Below are 15,550 nucleotides of genomic sequence, written 5' to 3' on the forward strand. Positions count from 1 at the left end.
GGATGACCGTTTTGACAGATAACGCCAGGGACCATCGGCAGCGCTTCGACCTGCAGACCTTCTTGGTTCGCTTTGGCCTGTTCTTCCTGCTCGCCGCCACGCTGATCTTGTTTGCCTTGTTGAGGCCGACCTTCATCAGCGTCGGCAACATCAATGACATGATGCGTTCGGCCTCGATTGCCGCCATCATGTTCCTCGGCCTGACCTGGATCGTCGCCGCCGGCGAGATCGACGTCAGCTTCATGTCGGTGGCCGCACTTGCCAACATGCTGGTCGCAGGACTGGTGCAGGCCGGTTTCGGCTGGCCGGTCGCCAGCCTGGGCGGTCTTGCGGTCGGCGTCGTCTTCGGCCTCGTCAATGGCGGACTGGTGGCGATCTTCCGCCTGCCGGCGCTTGTCATCACCATCGCCACCGGCGGCCTTGCCGGATCGATCGCGGCGGCCATCGGCCTCGGCACATCGATCTCGCTGTCCTCCACCGGCTTCGTCGGCGCTGCACTACAGACCAATATCGGCATCATCCCGCTCGTCGCCCTCGTCGTCGTGGTTCTCTATGCCATCGCCTACTTCATTCAGGAGCACCTGACCTTCGGCCACTATCTCTATGCCATGGAGCAAAACCGCGCCGCTGTCGTGGAAGCCGGCATCCCGGTCAACCGGATCCTCTTCCTGCTCTATATCCTCTCCGGCGTCGCTTCCGCCGTTGCCGGGATCCTACTGACGGCCGACCTGTCTTCCGGCCAGCCCTATATCGGCGGCTCCTATTTCATCGACGGCCTCACATCGGTGCTGCTCGGCGGCATGGCCCTAAAATACGGCAAGCCAAATGTCGTCGGAACCATCGCGGCGGTGCTGCTGCTTGCCGCCTTGCTGAGCGGCGCGGCGCTGCTCGGCTGGACGGACTCTCAACGGCAGATCGTGCGCGGCATGCTTCTCCTATTCGGCGTCGCCTTCGTCGTCTGGGCCCGCCGCAAGAACCGCGCGCATATCTGAACAATCAGGAAGACAACTGCATGACTATCAAGGTAAACACGGCCAGATCAGTCGGGAAGACCGGCGCAACGGTCACGGCGCTCGGCATCGGCAGCGCGCCGCTCGGGGGGCTTTATGCGAAGGTCGCGACAAGCGATGCGCTTGAAATGCTCGAGGCGGCCTGGGATGCGGGCATCCGCTATTTCGATACGGCGCCGATGTACGGCAACGGCCGCTCCGAGCATCTGGTCGGCCAGGTCCTGCGCGAAAAGGATGAAGCCTTCACGCTGAGCACCAAGGTTGGCCGGCTGATGACGACGGCGCGGCCCGGCCGCGACCTGCCGCCGGAACCGCCGAAGAACCCGCTCGATCCCGGCTGGTGGAACGGCCTGCCGTTCCGCGAGGTGTTCGACTATTCCTATGACGGAATCATGCGCAGCTTTGACGACAGTCAGCAGCGGCTGGGGCTGATTGCGCCCGACATTCTCTACGTCCACGACATCGGCCGCGTCACCCATGCCGATCTGCACGACCACCACTGGGGCGCGCTGACCAGGGACGGCGGCTTCAAGGCTTTGACCGAGCTGCGGTCGGCCGGAAACATCAAGGGCTTCGGCCTTGGCGTCAACGAATGGCAGATCATCCGCGACGCGCTCGAGGAAGCCGATCTCGACTGCAGCATGCTGGCCGGCCGCTACACGCTGCTCGACCAGGATGCCGAGCGCGACTTCCTGCCGATCGTGGAAAAGCGCGGCATGGCTCTGGTGGTCGCCGGCGTCTACAATTCCGGCATCCTCGCCTCGACGACGGGCCGCAGCAAGTTCAACTACGCGGATGCGCCGGCCGATGTGATCGCCCGCGCCGACCGCCTGCGCGCCGTCTGCGAGCGTTTCGACACGCCGCTGCCCGCCGCCGCCATCCAGTTCCCGATGCGCCACAGGGCGGCGACCTGCGTCGTCGTCGGCGCGAAGACGGCGGCGCAACTGCGCACCAATGTCGAATGGTTCGAGCGCGAAATTCCCGCCGAGCTTTGGACCACGCTTCAGAACGAAGGCCTCATCGGTGCCTGACGCGCTTTTCCGTTTTTATAGAATTGAGAGACAAGACTATGCTGAAGAACATCCACCCGCTGTTGACAGGCGACATTCTGTCCATTCTCGACGACATGGGCCACGGCAACGAGATCGCCATCGTCGATGCCAATTTTCCGGCCGCCGCCAATGCAGAACGGCTGATTGTGATCCCGGGCATCAGCGCCACCGACATTCTCGACGCCGTCCTTACCGTGCTGCCGCTCGACGACTTCGTCGAGCAGCCGGTTAGCTACATGCGCGCGCCCGGCGAGGCGTTGCCGATCTATGCGGAATTCGAAGCTTCGGTCGAGAAGGGCGATGGCCGCAAGCTTTCTCTCAAGGGCATCGCGCCGCCGGAATTTTCCGAGCGGGCCGCGAATGCCTATGCCATCATCGCCTCGGGAGAACGTCGGCTCTATGGCAACATATTGCTGAGGAAGGGTGTCGTCCGCAGCTAAGACTGCGGGCACCGAAGGGGAGGAATTCATGCTCGACAGCCATCAACATTTCTGGAAAGTGGATCGCGGTGATTATGGCTGGCTCACACCCGAGGTCGGCTCGATCTATAGGGACTTCATGCCCGACGATCTCAGACACGAGATGCGTCGGGCCGGCGTGACGAGGACGATCGTCGTCCAGGCTGCGGAGACCGAGGCTGAAGCGGACTTTCTGCTTGCCGTCGCCGCCGAGACGGATTTCGTCGCCGGCGTCGTCGGATGGCTGGATCTCGATGCCGAGGATTTCGCCGACCGTCTTGCGCACTATCGCCGCAACCCGCTTTTCGTCGGCATCCGGCCGATGCTGCAGGGTCTCGAGGACGATGATTACATCGTGCGGCCACGGGTGCTGAAAGGCCTGAAGGCGATCGCCGCCTCCGGATTGCCGTTCGACATCCTGACCTTTACGCGGCACTTGCCATTCGTAGCGCGTGCGCTTCAGGAGACGCCCGGCCTGCGCGCGGTGGTCGATCATATCTCCAAGCCGGAAATTGCCGCGGGCGCGCTCGATCCCTGGCGCGAGCGGATCGCTGAGATCGCAGCCTTTTCGGCGGTGTCCTGCAAGATATCGGGCATGGTCACCGAGGCATCGCCCGATTGGGCCGTTGACGACTTCAGGCCTTATGTCGATCACGTCGTCTCCGTCTTCGGCGAGGATCGGCTGATGTTCGGCAGCGACTGGCCAGTCTGCACCCTGGCGGCCACGCATGCCGAGGTCTGCAATCTCGCGCGCACGCTGCTGGCACCGCATTTCGGTCCCGCCGGCCTCGAAAAAGTCTTCGAAACCAATGCGGCCCGCTTCTACGGCGTCTAGCCGAACAACACGATTGAAAATTGGAAACGCAATGTCACTGCATCAAAACTTGATCGCCGGCGAATGGATCGGAAACGATCCTTCCGCCAACATCAATCCTTCCGACACCGATGATGTCGTCGGCGAGTACGCGCGCGGCTCGGCGCAGGACATGACCGATGCCATCGCTGCGGCCAGGGCGGCGTTTCCGGCCTGGTCTCGCTCCGGCATCTGGGAGCGCCACGTCATCCTGAAGAAAGCAGGCGACGAGATCATGGCCCGCAAGGACGAGCTCGGCGCGCTGCTTGCCCGCGAAGAGGGCAAGACGCTTCCTGAAGCGATCGGCGAGACGATCCGTGCCAGCCAGATCTTCGAATTCTTCGCGGGCGAAGTGCTGCGCCTTGCCGGCGAAGTCATCCCCTCGGTGCGTCCGAACATCGGCGTCGAGATCACCCGCGACCCGCTCGGCGTCATCGGCATCATCACGCCGTGGAACTTCCCGATCGCTATCCCGGCCTGGAAGATCGCGCCGGCGCTCTGCTACGGCAACACCGTGGTTTTCAAGCCCGCCGACCTCGTGCCCGGCAGTGCCTGGGCGATCGTTGATATCCTTCACCGCGCCGGCCTGCCGAAGGGCGTGCTGAACCTCGTCATGGGAAGGGGCTCGCTCGTCGGGCAGGTCTTGCTCGACAGCCCGGATATTGCCGGACTGAGCTTCACGGGATCGACGGGGACCGGCGGCCGCGTGGCGCTTTCGTCCATCGAGCATAACCGCAAGTTCCAGCTGGAAATGGGCGGCAAGAACCCGATGGTCGTGCTCGACGACGCCGACCTCACCGTCGCCGTCGAAGCCGCCGCAAACTCCGGCTTCTTCTCGACCGGCCAGCGCTGCACCGCCTCGTCGCGCCTGATCGTCACCGAAGGTATTCACGACAAGTTTGTGGCGGCGCTGACGGCAAAGCTGGAGACGCTCGTAGTCGACAACGCGCTGAAGGCCGGTACGCATATCGGCCCTGTCGTGGACGAAAAGCAGCTGAAGACTGACACGGACTATATCGAGATCGGCAAAAAGGAGGGCGCCAAGCTCGCCTTCGGCGGCGAGCTGATCAAGCGCGAGACGCCCGGTTTCTATCTGCAGCCGACGCTGTTTACCGAAGCCACCAACCAGATGCGGATCTCCCGCGAGGAGATCTTCGGACCCGTCGTCTCGGTGATCCGCGTCAAGAATTACGAAGAAGCGCTGGCGACAGCCAACGACACGCCGTTCGGCCTGTCTTCGGGCATCGCTACCACTAGCCTCAAGCACGCGACGCATTTCAAGCGCAATGCCGAGGCCGGCATGGTGATGGTCAACCTGCCGACCGCGGGTGTCGACTTCCACGTTCCGTTCGGCGGCCGCAAGGGATCGTCCTACGGTGCGCGCGAGCAGGGCAAGTACGCCGCCGAGTTCTTCACCACCGTTAAAACCGCATACACGCTGGCCTGAATGCCGGTGGCTATTCCTGCCTGGGAGGAAAGCAAAACATGATGTCGGCAATGGGATCGGGACCTCCCGGCAACGCCATTCTCGCGCTGCGTGATATCGAGAAGTCCTTCGGGCAGATCTCCGTGCTGCGGGGCGTGGATTTTGACGTGCGGGCCGGCGAGGTCCATGCGCTGATGGGGGAAAACGGCGCCGGCAAGTCGACGATGATCCGCATCATGTCGGGCGCCCATCAGCCGAGCAGCGGCGATGTGGTGCTAGACGGAGAGACCGTTCGCTTCGGGCAGCCGCGTGCCGCTCAAGCGGCAGGGATTTCGGTTGTGCACCAGGAGCTGCTGCTGTTTCCGGCGCTGACGATTGCCGAAAACATTTTCCTCGGCCATGCCCCGAGAACGTCGTTGGGCCTGCTCGACCGGCGCGCCATGCGGGAACGCGCGCGTGCGCTGCTGGCACGTCTCGACTGTCCCGAACTCGACGTCGATGACCGCGTGGAAAGCTTGTCCGTTGCCAACCGTCAGCGTGTCGAGATCGCCAGGGCACTCTCGCGCAACGCCCGCGTGCTGATCATGGACGAGCCGACCGCAGCCCTTGCCGAGGCCGATGTCGTCAGGCTGCTCGATGTCATACGGGTGCTCAGAAGCGAAGGCGTCGGCATCGTCTATGTCAGCCATCGAATGGACGAGGTGTTCCGCATCTCCGACCGGGTGACCGTGCTGCGCGACGGCAAGACCGTGGCCTCCAAAGACATCGCCGACGTCACCGAGGCGAGCCTTGTCTCGATGACGGTCGGCCGCGAAATCAGTCAGCTTTTCCCGAAGGAAACCGTACCGCTCGGCGCGGTCGTTCTCGAACTCGACGGCCTGTCTTGCGCGGGCCGTGTCGAGAATGTCAGCCTCACGGTTCATGCCGGCGAGATCCTCGGCATCGCCGGGCTGGTCGGCTCGGGACGGACGGAACTGGCGGAGACGGTGTTCGGCATTTCGCCGGCTTCCTCCGGCTCCATCCGCATCAACGGCAAGGCGGTGACCGTCGCCGACGTGCGCCAGGCCATCGACCACGGCATTGCCTATGTGCCGGAGGACCGTGCTCAACATGGCTTGGTGAAACGGCAGACCATTCGCGACAACGTCGCCATCACGGTGATCGACAAGCTGACCAGCGGCGGGCTCGTCGATACGCGCAAGGAGCAGTCGCTTGCCAGCGACGCCATCGCCAGCTTTGCGGTGCGCACGCGCGGACCGTCGCAGATCGTCGGCGAGCTATCGGGTGGCAATCAGCAGAAGGTCGTCATCGCCAAGTGGCTGGCGAGCGCGCCGAAAGTGCTCATTCTCGACGAGCCAACGCGCGGCGTCGATGTCGGCGCGAAATCTGAAATCCACAAACTCATGGTGCAGCTCGCCCGCGAGGGCATGGCGATCATCATGATCTCGAGCGAACTGCCGGAAGTGCTTGGCATGAGCGACAGGATTGCCGTGATGAACGATCACCGCATGGTCGCGATCCTTGATCGCAGCGAGGCAACACCTGAAACAATTGGCGCCGCGATGATGAGAGGGCATGCCGCATGAGCCGGCTTTCGTTTGGAAGAATTCTGAGCCAGGAAGTGTTTTTGGCCGTCGCCATCGTAGTCCTGCTCTTGGCCGTTGGCGTATCTAACCCGCGCTTCCTGTCGACGAACAATCTCTCGTCGATCTTCGTCGGCAATGCCTATATCGCTGTCGCGGCCATCGGCATGTCGCTGGTCATCATATCCGGGCATATCGACGTTTCCATCGGCGCACTGATCGGCGTGCTCGCGACCGTCTCCGGGCTGCTCGTCACCAATGGTTATCCGGTGTGGTTCTCGTGGCTGGCGCCGATCGCCGCGGGATGCGCGATCAATCTTCTCGTCGGTGTCCTCGTCGCCTATTTCAGGGTTCCCTCGATCATCGCCACGCTCGCCATGCTGTCGATCCTGCGCGGCCTGTTGATTACGCTGACCGGCGGCGCTTGGATCTCGGGCCTGCCGCCGGAATTCCAGCTGGCCCAGTTCCGGTTCTTCGGTATCCCGTCGCCGATCGTCTTCATGATCGTGCTGACGCTGCTCGCTGCCTTCGTCATGCGCAACACGGCGTTCGGCCGGGCGATCTACGCCGTGGGCGGCAATCCCGAAGCGGCGGAAGCTGTCGGCATTTCGCACCGGGCAATGACAGTCAAGATCTTCGCGATCCACGGATTGTTTGCCGGCCTTGCCGCCGTCCTCTTCGCCACCCAGCTGCAGGTCATCCAGTCGACCGTTCCGAACGGGTTGGAGCTGGTGATCATATCGGCCGCCGTTGTCGGCGGTGTCTCTATTCTTGGAGGCATCGGCACGGTGACGGGCGCAACGCTCGCCGCGATTCTCTTCGCCGAGATCGGCTCGTCGCTGATCTTCCTGAATGTGTCGGCCTATTGGCTGCGTGCGGTGCAGGGGACGCTGATCCTCGTCACTGTGCTTGCCGACGTTGCCCGCCGGCAGCGCGCGCGGTGAGGGAGAAGACCATGAATTATCGCCTTCTCAACCGCCACGAGACCATTCTCTTCATCATCCTCGTCTGTGTCATGGCAGTGCTTGCCTTCTATAACGACCGCTTTCTGACGGCCGCCAACCTGTTGAATCAGGGCCGGCTGATGACCGAGGTCGGACTGATCGTCGTCGCAATGACTTTCGTCATCATAACAGGCGGCATCGACCTCTCGGTCGGGTCCACGGTCGGCCTCTCGGCGATCCTGGTTGGCGTCTTCTGGAAGGCGGGCGTGCCGCTGCCGCTAGCCGCATTCCTGTCGATCCTGGTCGGCGTGGCCGGCGGCCTCGCCAACGGCGTTGTCATCACCCGCTTCCGGGTGCCGCCGCTGATCGCGACACTGGCGACGCTGGCGCTCTACCGCGGTCTTGCCGAAGGCATCAGCCAGGCTCAGTCCGTCCGCGGCTACCCGGACTGGTTCCTCGTCATCGGCCAGGGCAGCCTGTTCGGCGTGCCGACGCAGCTCTGGCTGCTGGCCATCAGCGCCGCCATCGGCATCTTCATCCTGCGTTTCACGCCCGTGGGTCGAAAAATCTATGCCATCGGCAACAATGAGGCGGCAGCGCGCTATTCCGGCGTCGATGTCGCGCGGATCAAGCTCTGGATCTATGCCGGATCGGGGCTGCTTTCGAGCATCGCGGCGATCGTGTTCGTGAGCCGCGTATCGACGACGCGCTCCGACATGGGCACCGGGCTCGAACTGGATGCCATCACCGCCGTGGTGCTGGGAGGCACCTCGATCTTCGGCGGGCGCGGATCGATCCTGGGCTCGCTGCTGGGCCTGATCCTCATCCAGGTCTTGAAGAACGGCCTGTCCCTATCGGGTGTAAAGGGCGATGGCACCATCGTCGTCATCGGCGTGGTGCTGATCGTGGCCGTTCTCGTCTCGAATTTCGTCAGCCGCTTCTCTAGCGACTGACATCCATGGGTATGCCCTCAAAGGGCGACAAGCGATCTGAAACAGGAGGAGTTTTCATGCGATCGATTATCACGACACTTCAGGCAAGCGTCTTCTGCCTTACCAGCCTGCTGCCCCTGGCAGTTCATGCGCAGCAAACCGACTGGACCGGCGGGGATGGCGCGCCGACGAATCCCCTGGCCTGCGATGCGAGCACGGCGGCTTTCGATCCCGGCCAGTATGACGGCGCGACCCCGACCAATGCACCGGACCGCAAGGGCAAGCCGCTTAAGGTTGTCGATGTGCCGAAACTCGTCGGCATCGGCTACTTCATGTCCAGTGCCGTCGGCGCGCAGGCCGCCGCCAAGGAACTCGGTAACGTGACGATCACGACCGATGGTCCGACCAAGGCCAATATCGACGAACAGATCACCTTCATCGACAATTACATCACCAGCGGCGTCGACGGCATCATGCTGTCGGCCAACGATCCGGTCGCCGTCGCGCCTGTGCTGAAGAAGGCGCTTGCTGCCGGCATCAACGTCGTGACCTACGATGCCGACGCCGAACATGACGCCCGCCAGTGGTTCATCAATCCGGCCACCGCCAACGGCGTTGCCAAGACGCTGATTGATCAGCTGGCACGGCAGATCGGCGAGGAAGGCGCGTTCGCCATCGTCACCTCCACCTTCACCACGCCCAACCAGGCCCGCTGGATCAGCGAAATGTCGGCCTACGCGGCCAAGTGCCACCCCAAGATCAAGTTCCTCGAGACGGTCGAGGCGCAGGAAGACAATATCCTGTCCTTCAACCAGGCCCAGACGCTGATCAACAAGTATGGCGACGAACTGAAGGGCATCGTCGGCATGACCAGCGTGGCAACGCCTGCCGCATCCGAAGCCGTGCAGCAGAACAATCTCTGCGGCAAGGTGTCCGTCGTCGGCCTCGCTTTGCCTAACGCGATGAAGCCCTACATCAGCAGCGGCTGCGTCAAGTCGGCAGTTCTGTGGAGTACGGAAGACATGGGCTATGCAGCCGTGGAGGCCTTGCGCGCCCTGGACGACGGAACCCTGAAGCCCGGCGACAAGACATTCAAGGCCGGCAAGCTGGGCGACCTGCAGATCGCCAACAAGAGCGAGATCTTGCTCGGCGCTCCCAAGGTCTTCACCAAGGACAACATTGGCAGCTTTAACTTCTAACAACCTACACGGTCGAGAAAGCGACAGCCGGCTGGCCTTCAAGGCTGGTCCGGCTGTCGGCAAGCTCGCCCGCCGTGTTTGTAAAGGGTCCAATAATATGTCGCAATCGATCCCCGGCGTTGCCATCTTTGTCGCCAGGCCCGGCGCGGAGGCCGAGGTTGAAGCAATGCTGAAGACGCTTGTCTTTCCGAGCAGGGCGGAAGCCGGCGTCATCCACTACACGCTGTATAAGGATAGGGATAATCCGCGCCGCTTCGTGTTTACCGAGGCATGGCAAGATCAATCTGCCTTCGACCGGCATCTTGCATCCGACCACGTTTCGGCGGCTTTTCCAAGGATAGAGGGGCTTCTTGAGAGCTCTGAGGTGATACTGCTAGACGAAGTCTACGTGTGACGCGTGGTCGATCTTTGGAGTTGTAGCGTCGATAGGAAGTAAATCTGCCGCATGGCGGTCGATCACGGAAAGGCGACTCTAGTTCAAATCCTTTCACATCAGGATTTTTGTCAATTGTTCATTCGAGTGGCATCGAATTTCTCCTTCGTAGTCGGATCCACGGTCTGAGCCCATAGCAATTACCGGCCCGGTTCTCGGGCCTATACAACCTCACATCCGGTCGCCGCTCTCACGCGGCTGCACCATTATCCCGCTTTCGACGGGCACGGGCTCAGGAGAACGGGGCCAAACTCAAGATCGGCGTTTGAAGGCCAAAAGGATTCCGGGTCCGTCCACCTGGATCCGTCAGGGCTGATCAGGCCCTGAGGATTAGAACTGTGTTTCGCAGTTTCTCATTCAGGCGGTTTTCAAGATCGCACCTTCGATCACGACGCCGGAGCTTACATACTTCCAAAGGGCCACGAGCAGCTTACGCGCGAGTGCACTAATCATCGGCGTCTTTAAGCGGCCAGCGTTCTGCGCGGTACGCTCTTTGAACCATAATGTTAACGCCGATTTCGGTTGATGCCGTAACCATAGCCAGGCGAGCTCGACCATGGTGGCTCGCAAACGCGGATTACCCGCCTTAGACACGCCCTGTTCGCGATTGACGTTGCCGCTTTGCCAGGGGGAGGGCGCAAGGCCCGCATAGGATGCGATTTGTCGCCGATTGTTGAAGTGTCGGAACAAGCCTTCCGTGTAAAGTATCGTAGCGAACTCTGGGCGTATTCCTTTGATTTCTAAAAGCGCGGTCGCCTCTTTCGGCGTTTCCGGCGTATCCTGAACGATCAAGGCATCTCGCTCGGCTTCAACAGCCTTGATTTGTGTGAGCAACAATTCGAGGCGATCGAGTTCTCTGCAGATTTCCCCTTTCAAATGCTTTGAGAGTGGCCGACCATCGCCAGTCCGAAGTTCTTCCAGACGTTGGCGGCGATCTCGATTGACAGGTTGGTAATCCCGAATTCCTTGCGTGAAGAGCAGCCTCACCGTTCCAGCAGGTGAACTCCAGACCATCGGAGCACCAGCGCAGGTTCGAGCACATGACCATGACCTTGCCGTCATGGGTGCGGCCCTTGCGAACGGCCGTATGCTTCTCCAGCAGCATGGCGTGGTTGCCCATGATGCGATGGACCCGTTTGGCATTGACGACAGGCTTATCGGCGGCTCGCCTTTCGCGATTGAGGAGCGCGGCGATCCGCCGATAGCCATAGGTTGGCCTTTGATTCACCGGTCTTCGAATGGCGGGCAGAAGCTCTGCATCCTCGACCTTGTAGTATGGCCCACGCGGCTTTGATTTGCCTTTCAGCCGCTCGATGAGGTTAGAACGGGAAACGCCCAGCGTGTCTGCGACTGCCTTCATCGAGAACCGTCCTTCGGCAACAAGATCGGCCGCGATATCCGTTTTTTTGAGTCCGCTTTGGAAAGGGCTTCGCGGAGGATTTCGACCTCCATCGTCTTACGGCCAAGCATGCGCTCCAGCTCGCGGACGCGATCTTCCAGCTTCTTCACTTCCGAATTGCCGACAACCGGCTCGTCAGAATCCACGGCCGCAGCGCCTCCCTCGCTTAAGAGCCTGCGCCATCTGTAAAGCAAATTGGGCGCCATGCCATGGCGACGGGCGGTGGAAGACACCGTTTCGCCTGGCTCAAAACTCTGCTCGATGATTGTCAGTTTTTGCTCGGTTGTCCACCGCCTGCGGCGAACATCGCCCGTCAACAGATCGCCGTGTCGATACTCGTTGGACATAAGCCTATACTCAAGCCTGTGCTTGAGCCTTTCTGCTTATGCCGACTGTCCGGTCGAAACGGGGTGCACTTTAGTTGCGCACGTAGAATGTCGGAACGACGGCGAGGCCGAGACCGTGAATGGCCGCGTTGATGATCATTTCATGATGAGAAAAGCGCGTACCTTGAATCCGTCCGCTATACGAGAGTTCAACCAGCCGGAGCCAGTTAAGCCACAGGCTTGGACGGCCGGCATTCTGAAGCAGTGGAAATTCCGAGTATTGGATGAGATTCAGCTTAGCTCCAACAGGAATAACGAGAGGATCTGAACAGTCTTATCCAATATTCATAGGCGGCTTCGCTCGGACGGGTACAACAGGGTCGAGCCTGCGGTCGCACTAACCCTGCGTTTCTTCCTGTCGTCCCAGGTCACGCAGAGGGTGCATGGGTTGCATATTCTGCGTGAATAAGCCTTAGAGATGAAACGACAAGCCCTAACTGTTGTTTCTGGACGATAGGAGATTAGCTTAATTCTCTCCTGGGCCTTTCCTCTCAATCACAGGAGTATCTGTGGTTAGGGAGCATGTGTATATTTCCGGGAGGCCCGCCGCACGCTCCATACTCAACGTGTTGTGTCTGATAACCTGGCGTTATTGCTCGGCGGCCACCAGGGGCGATGGTGTCCAGGTTGCCAAATAAGCCACGGCTGCAATCATTTCCTAAAGCGCTCGCCGCACACCAAGCCACCGAGACCTGTTGGCCGCAGCCATTTACAAACTCGCTTCCTGATACGATTACACACCCTCTTGCGTCGCCACCCGCGTGGGCAGGCGACCAGAGCAAGCAAGTAACGGCACCAATGAATGCTGCAGATCCGAGCAGGATTTTTGACCGCTGCAGGTTGCCCAGAATGTAAAGTTGCTTGAAAGACATATAAACTCCCGATTGTCTAGATTTCGACCTTCACCAGAGATCAAAAAAATGCGCACGTGGCATCCCTCAATTGAGGGATGCCACAAAGGGCACTGATGCTAGAAGTCGTGTAGGGTTTCTCAGGCACTGCTAGGAGGTAATGGTGTTGAGGATGAGTTTGAAGGCTGCTGCTGGTTTGGTTGCGGGCTTTGCAATCGTTACAGCAGGACCCATTCGGGCGGCCGGAAGCATATGTGACTTTGATAAGCCAACCGGGCGCTGCACTGGAACAATAGAGTTTCAGAGAGCGCACGGGTCCGCAAAAAGCTATGCAGCCGAGATTATTGTACGAAGTTCAGCGCGCCGTTGCTCCAAAGTAGAATATTATGTCAACAGCACACCGTACCGGACGGTGATGGTGAACAAGAACTCAGAACACGAGAGCCTATTTGAAACAGCGCCTATAAGCCGAGAAGATATTCAGGTTGAAAAGTGTACAACGTATGCTGATGCTAGAAATGAAGGAACGCAGGAAAAGCGTGGAAGCGGATCGTCAATCACAAGCGCATCCTTCGCCGGGCACTGGACAGGCAATCTGCAATGGATGTTCGTATCGTCACCGATGATGTTAGATATTCAAGTGTCCGGGAATCACGCGAATGGTTCGTCACTTGACGGAAAGCTGAACTATCGCGTGCCGATCGACGGCGCCATCGTTGGTAACCGCCTAACGTTCGCCTTCAAGCAGAGAGATCAGGGCACGGCAACAGCAAAATTGGTGCTTGATAGCCCGACATCCGGGACTCTTAGCATGAGCGGCTCTGGCATCAGATTTTCGGGCCGAGTCCAAAAATAGCTGTTCACCATCTCCGATTGCAGGCGGCGTTACGACGCTCCATCTCGGCTATCCATATCACAACCTCAAGTCAGCAACAGTAATATCAAATTCAGGGAGAACGAAAGTGTCTAAAATGATAGCGGTAGCAGGGTCCACATTCGTGCTTTTGTCACTGTTCACAGCAGCTGATGCCTGTGAATTAAAAGCCGTTGGCGCTGGCGAGTTTAACAAAACCTGCAAAGTGATTATCGGCTACGCGAATGGGGCGAAGGTTGGCGCCTTCCGATTGGGCGGTAAAAAGGTTGGCACGTGCGCAGGCTACCTTCCCTATACTTCTATTTCGCATGACACTGTGGTTGTCGGAGGAACTGCATTCAAGCTTACTGCTGACTGTGCGTCCACAAATCAGCATGGCAATCATGTTGCCTTGCCTCTCCCCAATAAGTGACAGTCCGCAGATATGACTACCGAAGCTGCGCTGACTTACGGTCAAAACATCCCCGGAAATGCCCGTTGTATAAGAGTGATCAGTTCAGTTTGTCTTTTTACCCCCAATTTGTTGAATATCGATCTTAAATGCGAACGGGAGGTTTCATAGGTAATCTTTTGACGATCTGCTGCTTCAGCTAGGGAGGCTCCCTCAGCCAAGAGATTGCAAAGCGCCCCCTCGGCTGGTGTGAGGGCAAACAATTGGCGAATAAGATCAACTTTGGCTATTGGATCTGAGCATAGCGGGGCGAATGTAAGCAGCAGCACAGGTTCCTTTGCCCATTGCTCGCCGACACCCCAAAGACTGGACATGTTACCTGACATGGGAGAGCAACTGATCTGAAAGTCTCCACACCGCGTCTTCAAGATGGGAAGCGGAAATACCTTCAAGGGTTGGGTCATGGAAGACCGACCGTAGCTTTCAACGGTCGCGAGAAGCGCAGACTGTACACGCTCATCAGGGATAGAAAGCTTACCTTCGCGTCCGATTTTGATACCTTTTGCGTTCAAAAGGTCATCCATAGACGGATTAGAGGCCCTTACCCGGCCATATCGATCGAGAACAACCGCCGGATGGAGGAGGCGCTGCACAAATCCACCGAGATTATCGAGTTCAACCGCTGCCTGCGAGATTTTCAATGCTTGCAATGACCGCCGCATCGTCGGGGCTAGCAACTTAAGCATTGGCGCTAAGGTTGCATTGCAAACTTTGGCACGCCGTGAACTATAGTGAAAAGAAAGCTGAGCGAACCGGTGCTCGTCATGCAAAAGCTTGATTCCCGAAGCGGAGTCGCAATCACCAAGACGGCGCAGAAAGTCCTCATAGAACTCAGAACCTCGTAGGGATACCGCAGGAATGTGGTCTTCCGTCCACATTGGCTTCATGAAAGGATATCTTATATTGATTTTTGTCCAGGGATTGATTTTGTCATAATACGAAACGTATTCGTTCAAGAAATCATCAGCTATTCCATCTGAAAAAGACGGCTGCATTTCTTGTGTCGAGGCGTCTGTAACGTGCATGAATACTTTGATTTCTGGTAGTAATTCTCGTATCTTGCGGGAAAAGATCACCCATTGATTTTTATCTATAGCCGCCGCGCCAATTATTTCGTCCAATTCATTGATGCTTGATAAATCTAACACGACCCGCGCCTCCTGACCGAGGGTCAGCGAAAATAGAGTTCGGCCCTCCTGTTCCAATGGTCTGCTGTCTTCGACTATTCCACCTGATCAGCAATTACCTGCCACTGAGAATTTCCTCGATAATGGATTAGAGTCCAGCCCATTTTGAAGTGCTCCCCGATTTTGGGCCAGTGCACGGAAATCACGCGATTCATCGTACTTGTATTTGCCGCTGAAGGCTTCCAAACTGTCTCCAGCCCTAGGAGCGCGCGCACATCGGGCACATCATAGTCCTTGTGGTCGGAGATCGCGGTGGCGATCTCGGTGCGAAAGGTCGCGGATGATAGGGGGCGGGGAGTGTTGTCGTGGGTCAAATCAGAATGCGCTCGATCTCGTCCAGGCTGACGTCATCGCTGCCGCGATCGTAAAGCTGGGTCGTGCGGGTCAAGTGATGATTGGCTATATTGGGCGGCCTTTTCCAGCGTGCCGCCGTTTCTCAATTAGGTTGTAATCCCGGTGGAGCGGCCCTCCGATGAGTTAGGGTTGTTCAGAACAGTCATAGCAATCTCTTC

General features: G+C 59.0%; 13 protein-coding genes and 2 pseudogenes. 12 read left to right on the forward strand and 3 right to left on the reverse strand.

All coding sequences use genetic code 11. From position 1 onward, the window contains the following. The first annotated feature begins 2 nt into the window (after positions 1-2). The 10 genes from VQ830_RS21360 to VQ830_RS21405 all read left to right on the forward strand — a co-directional run bounded on the left by VQ830_RS21360 (position 3) and on the right by VQ830_RS21405 (position 9,851). On the forward strand, positions 3-992 hold the full coding sequence (locus VQ830_RS21360) for an ABC transporter permease (protein WP_337270175.1): 990 nt from the start codon (positions 3-5) through the stop codon (positions 990-992). A 20-nt stretch (positions 993-1,012) separates the two neighbouring features. Beyond that, positions 1,013-2,041 (forward strand): aldo/keto reductase, encoded by a 1,029-nt coding sequence (locus tag VQ830_RS21365; RefSeq protein ID WP_337270176.1) that lies wholly within the window; start codon positions 1,013-1,015, stop codon positions 2,039-2,041. Positions 2,042-2,079: 38 nt separating this feature from the next. After that, a complete protein-coding gene (locus VQ830_RS21370; protein WP_337270177.1) occupies positions 2,080-2,502 on the forward strand; it encodes an RbsD/FucU family protein in 423 nt (140 codons plus the stop codon). Between the two features lie 28 nt (positions 2,503-2,530). Beyond that, positions 2,531-3,355 carry an amidohydrolase family protein gene (locus tag VQ830_RS21375; protein WP_337270178.1) on the forward strand — a complete coding sequence of 275 codons (825 nt, stop codon included), beginning with the start codon at positions 2,531-2,533 and terminating at the stop codon, positions 3,353-3,355. Between the two features lie 31 nt (positions 3,356-3,386). Then, a complete protein-coding gene (locus VQ830_RS21380) occupies positions 3,387-4,820 on the forward strand; it encodes an aldehyde dehydrogenase family protein (RefSeq protein ID WP_337270179.1) in 1,434 nt (477 codons plus the stop codon). A gap of 38 nt (positions 4,821-4,858) precedes the next feature. Continuing rightward, positions 4,859-6,385, forward strand: coding sequence for a sugar ABC transporter ATP-binding protein (locus VQ830_RS21385; protein WP_337270180.1), 1,527 nt, complete (start codon positions 4,859-4,861; stop codon positions 6,383-6,385). A 35-nt stretch (positions 6,386-6,420) separates the two neighbouring features. Continuing rightward, positions 6,421-7,326, forward strand: coding sequence for an ABC transporter permease (locus tag VQ830_RS21390; protein WP_337270244.1), 906 nt, complete (start codon positions 6,421-6,423; stop codon positions 7,324-7,326). Positions 7,327-7,337: 11 nt separating this feature from the next. Further along, positions 7,338-8,279, forward strand: a complete 942-nt coding sequence (locus tag VQ830_RS21395) for an ABC transporter permease (protein WP_337270181.1) — start codon at positions 7,338-7,340, stop codon at positions 8,277-8,279. A 56-nt stretch (positions 8,280-8,335) separates the two neighbouring features. After that, a complete protein-coding gene (locus tag VQ830_RS21400; protein ID WP_337270182.1) occupies positions 8,336-9,457 on the forward strand; it encodes a substrate-binding domain-containing protein in 1,122 nt (373 codons plus the stop codon). A gap of 97 nt (positions 9,458-9,554) precedes the next feature. Continuing rightward, positions 9,555-9,851 (forward strand): putative quinol monooxygenase, encoded by a 297-nt coding sequence (locus VQ830_RS21405; protein WP_337270183.1) that lies wholly within the window; start codon positions 9,555-9,557, stop codon positions 9,849-9,851. A gap of 396 nt (positions 9,852-10,247) precedes the next feature. On the opposite strand, the pseudogene VQ830_RS21410 reads toward VQ830_RS21405, so the two are convergent. Both VQ830_RS21410 and VQ830_RS21415 read right to left on the reverse strand, forming a co-directional pair. Beyond that, positions 10,248-10,871: pseudogene (locus tag VQ830_RS21410) on the reverse strand (transposase); the annotation flags it as partial. A 1-nt stretch (position 10,872) separates the two neighbouring features. Beyond that, positions 10,873-11,636: pseudogene (locus tag VQ830_RS21415) on the reverse strand (transposase); the annotation flags it as partial. A 1,062-nt stretch (positions 11,637-12,698) separates the two neighbouring features. On the opposite strand from VQ830_RS21415, the gene VQ830_RS21420 reads away from it, so the two are divergent. Continuing rightward, the gene (locus VQ830_RS21420) at positions 12,699-13,382 is read left to right on the forward strand and encodes a hypothetical protein (protein ID WP_337270184.1); all 684 of its coding nucleotides are present in this window, start codon (positions 12,699-12,701) and stop codon (positions 13,380-13,382) included. 106 nt (positions 13,383-13,488) lie between these two features. Then, entirely contained in the window at positions 13,489-13,812 is a 324-nt protein-coding gene (locus tag VQ830_RS21425; protein ID WP_337270185.1) for a hypothetical protein, read from the forward strand. Positions 13,813-13,853: 41 nt separating this feature from the next. Here VQ830_RS21425 and VQ830_RS21430 read toward each other — a convergent pair whose 3' ends face one another. After that, complete coding sequence (locus tag VQ830_RS21430; protein ID WP_337270186.1) at positions 13,854-15,056, reverse strand: helix-turn-helix transcriptional regulator; 1,203 nt, start codon at positions 15,054-15,056, stop codon at positions 13,854-13,856. Positions 15,057-15,550 lie beyond the last annotated feature (494 nt).

Origin of the sequence: Oryzifoliimicrobium ureilyticum (assembly GCF_037199735.1) — a bacterium.
GTDB lineage: Bacteria > Pseudomonadota > Alphaproteobacteria > Rhizobiales > Rhizobiaceae > Rhizobium > Rhizobium ureilyticus.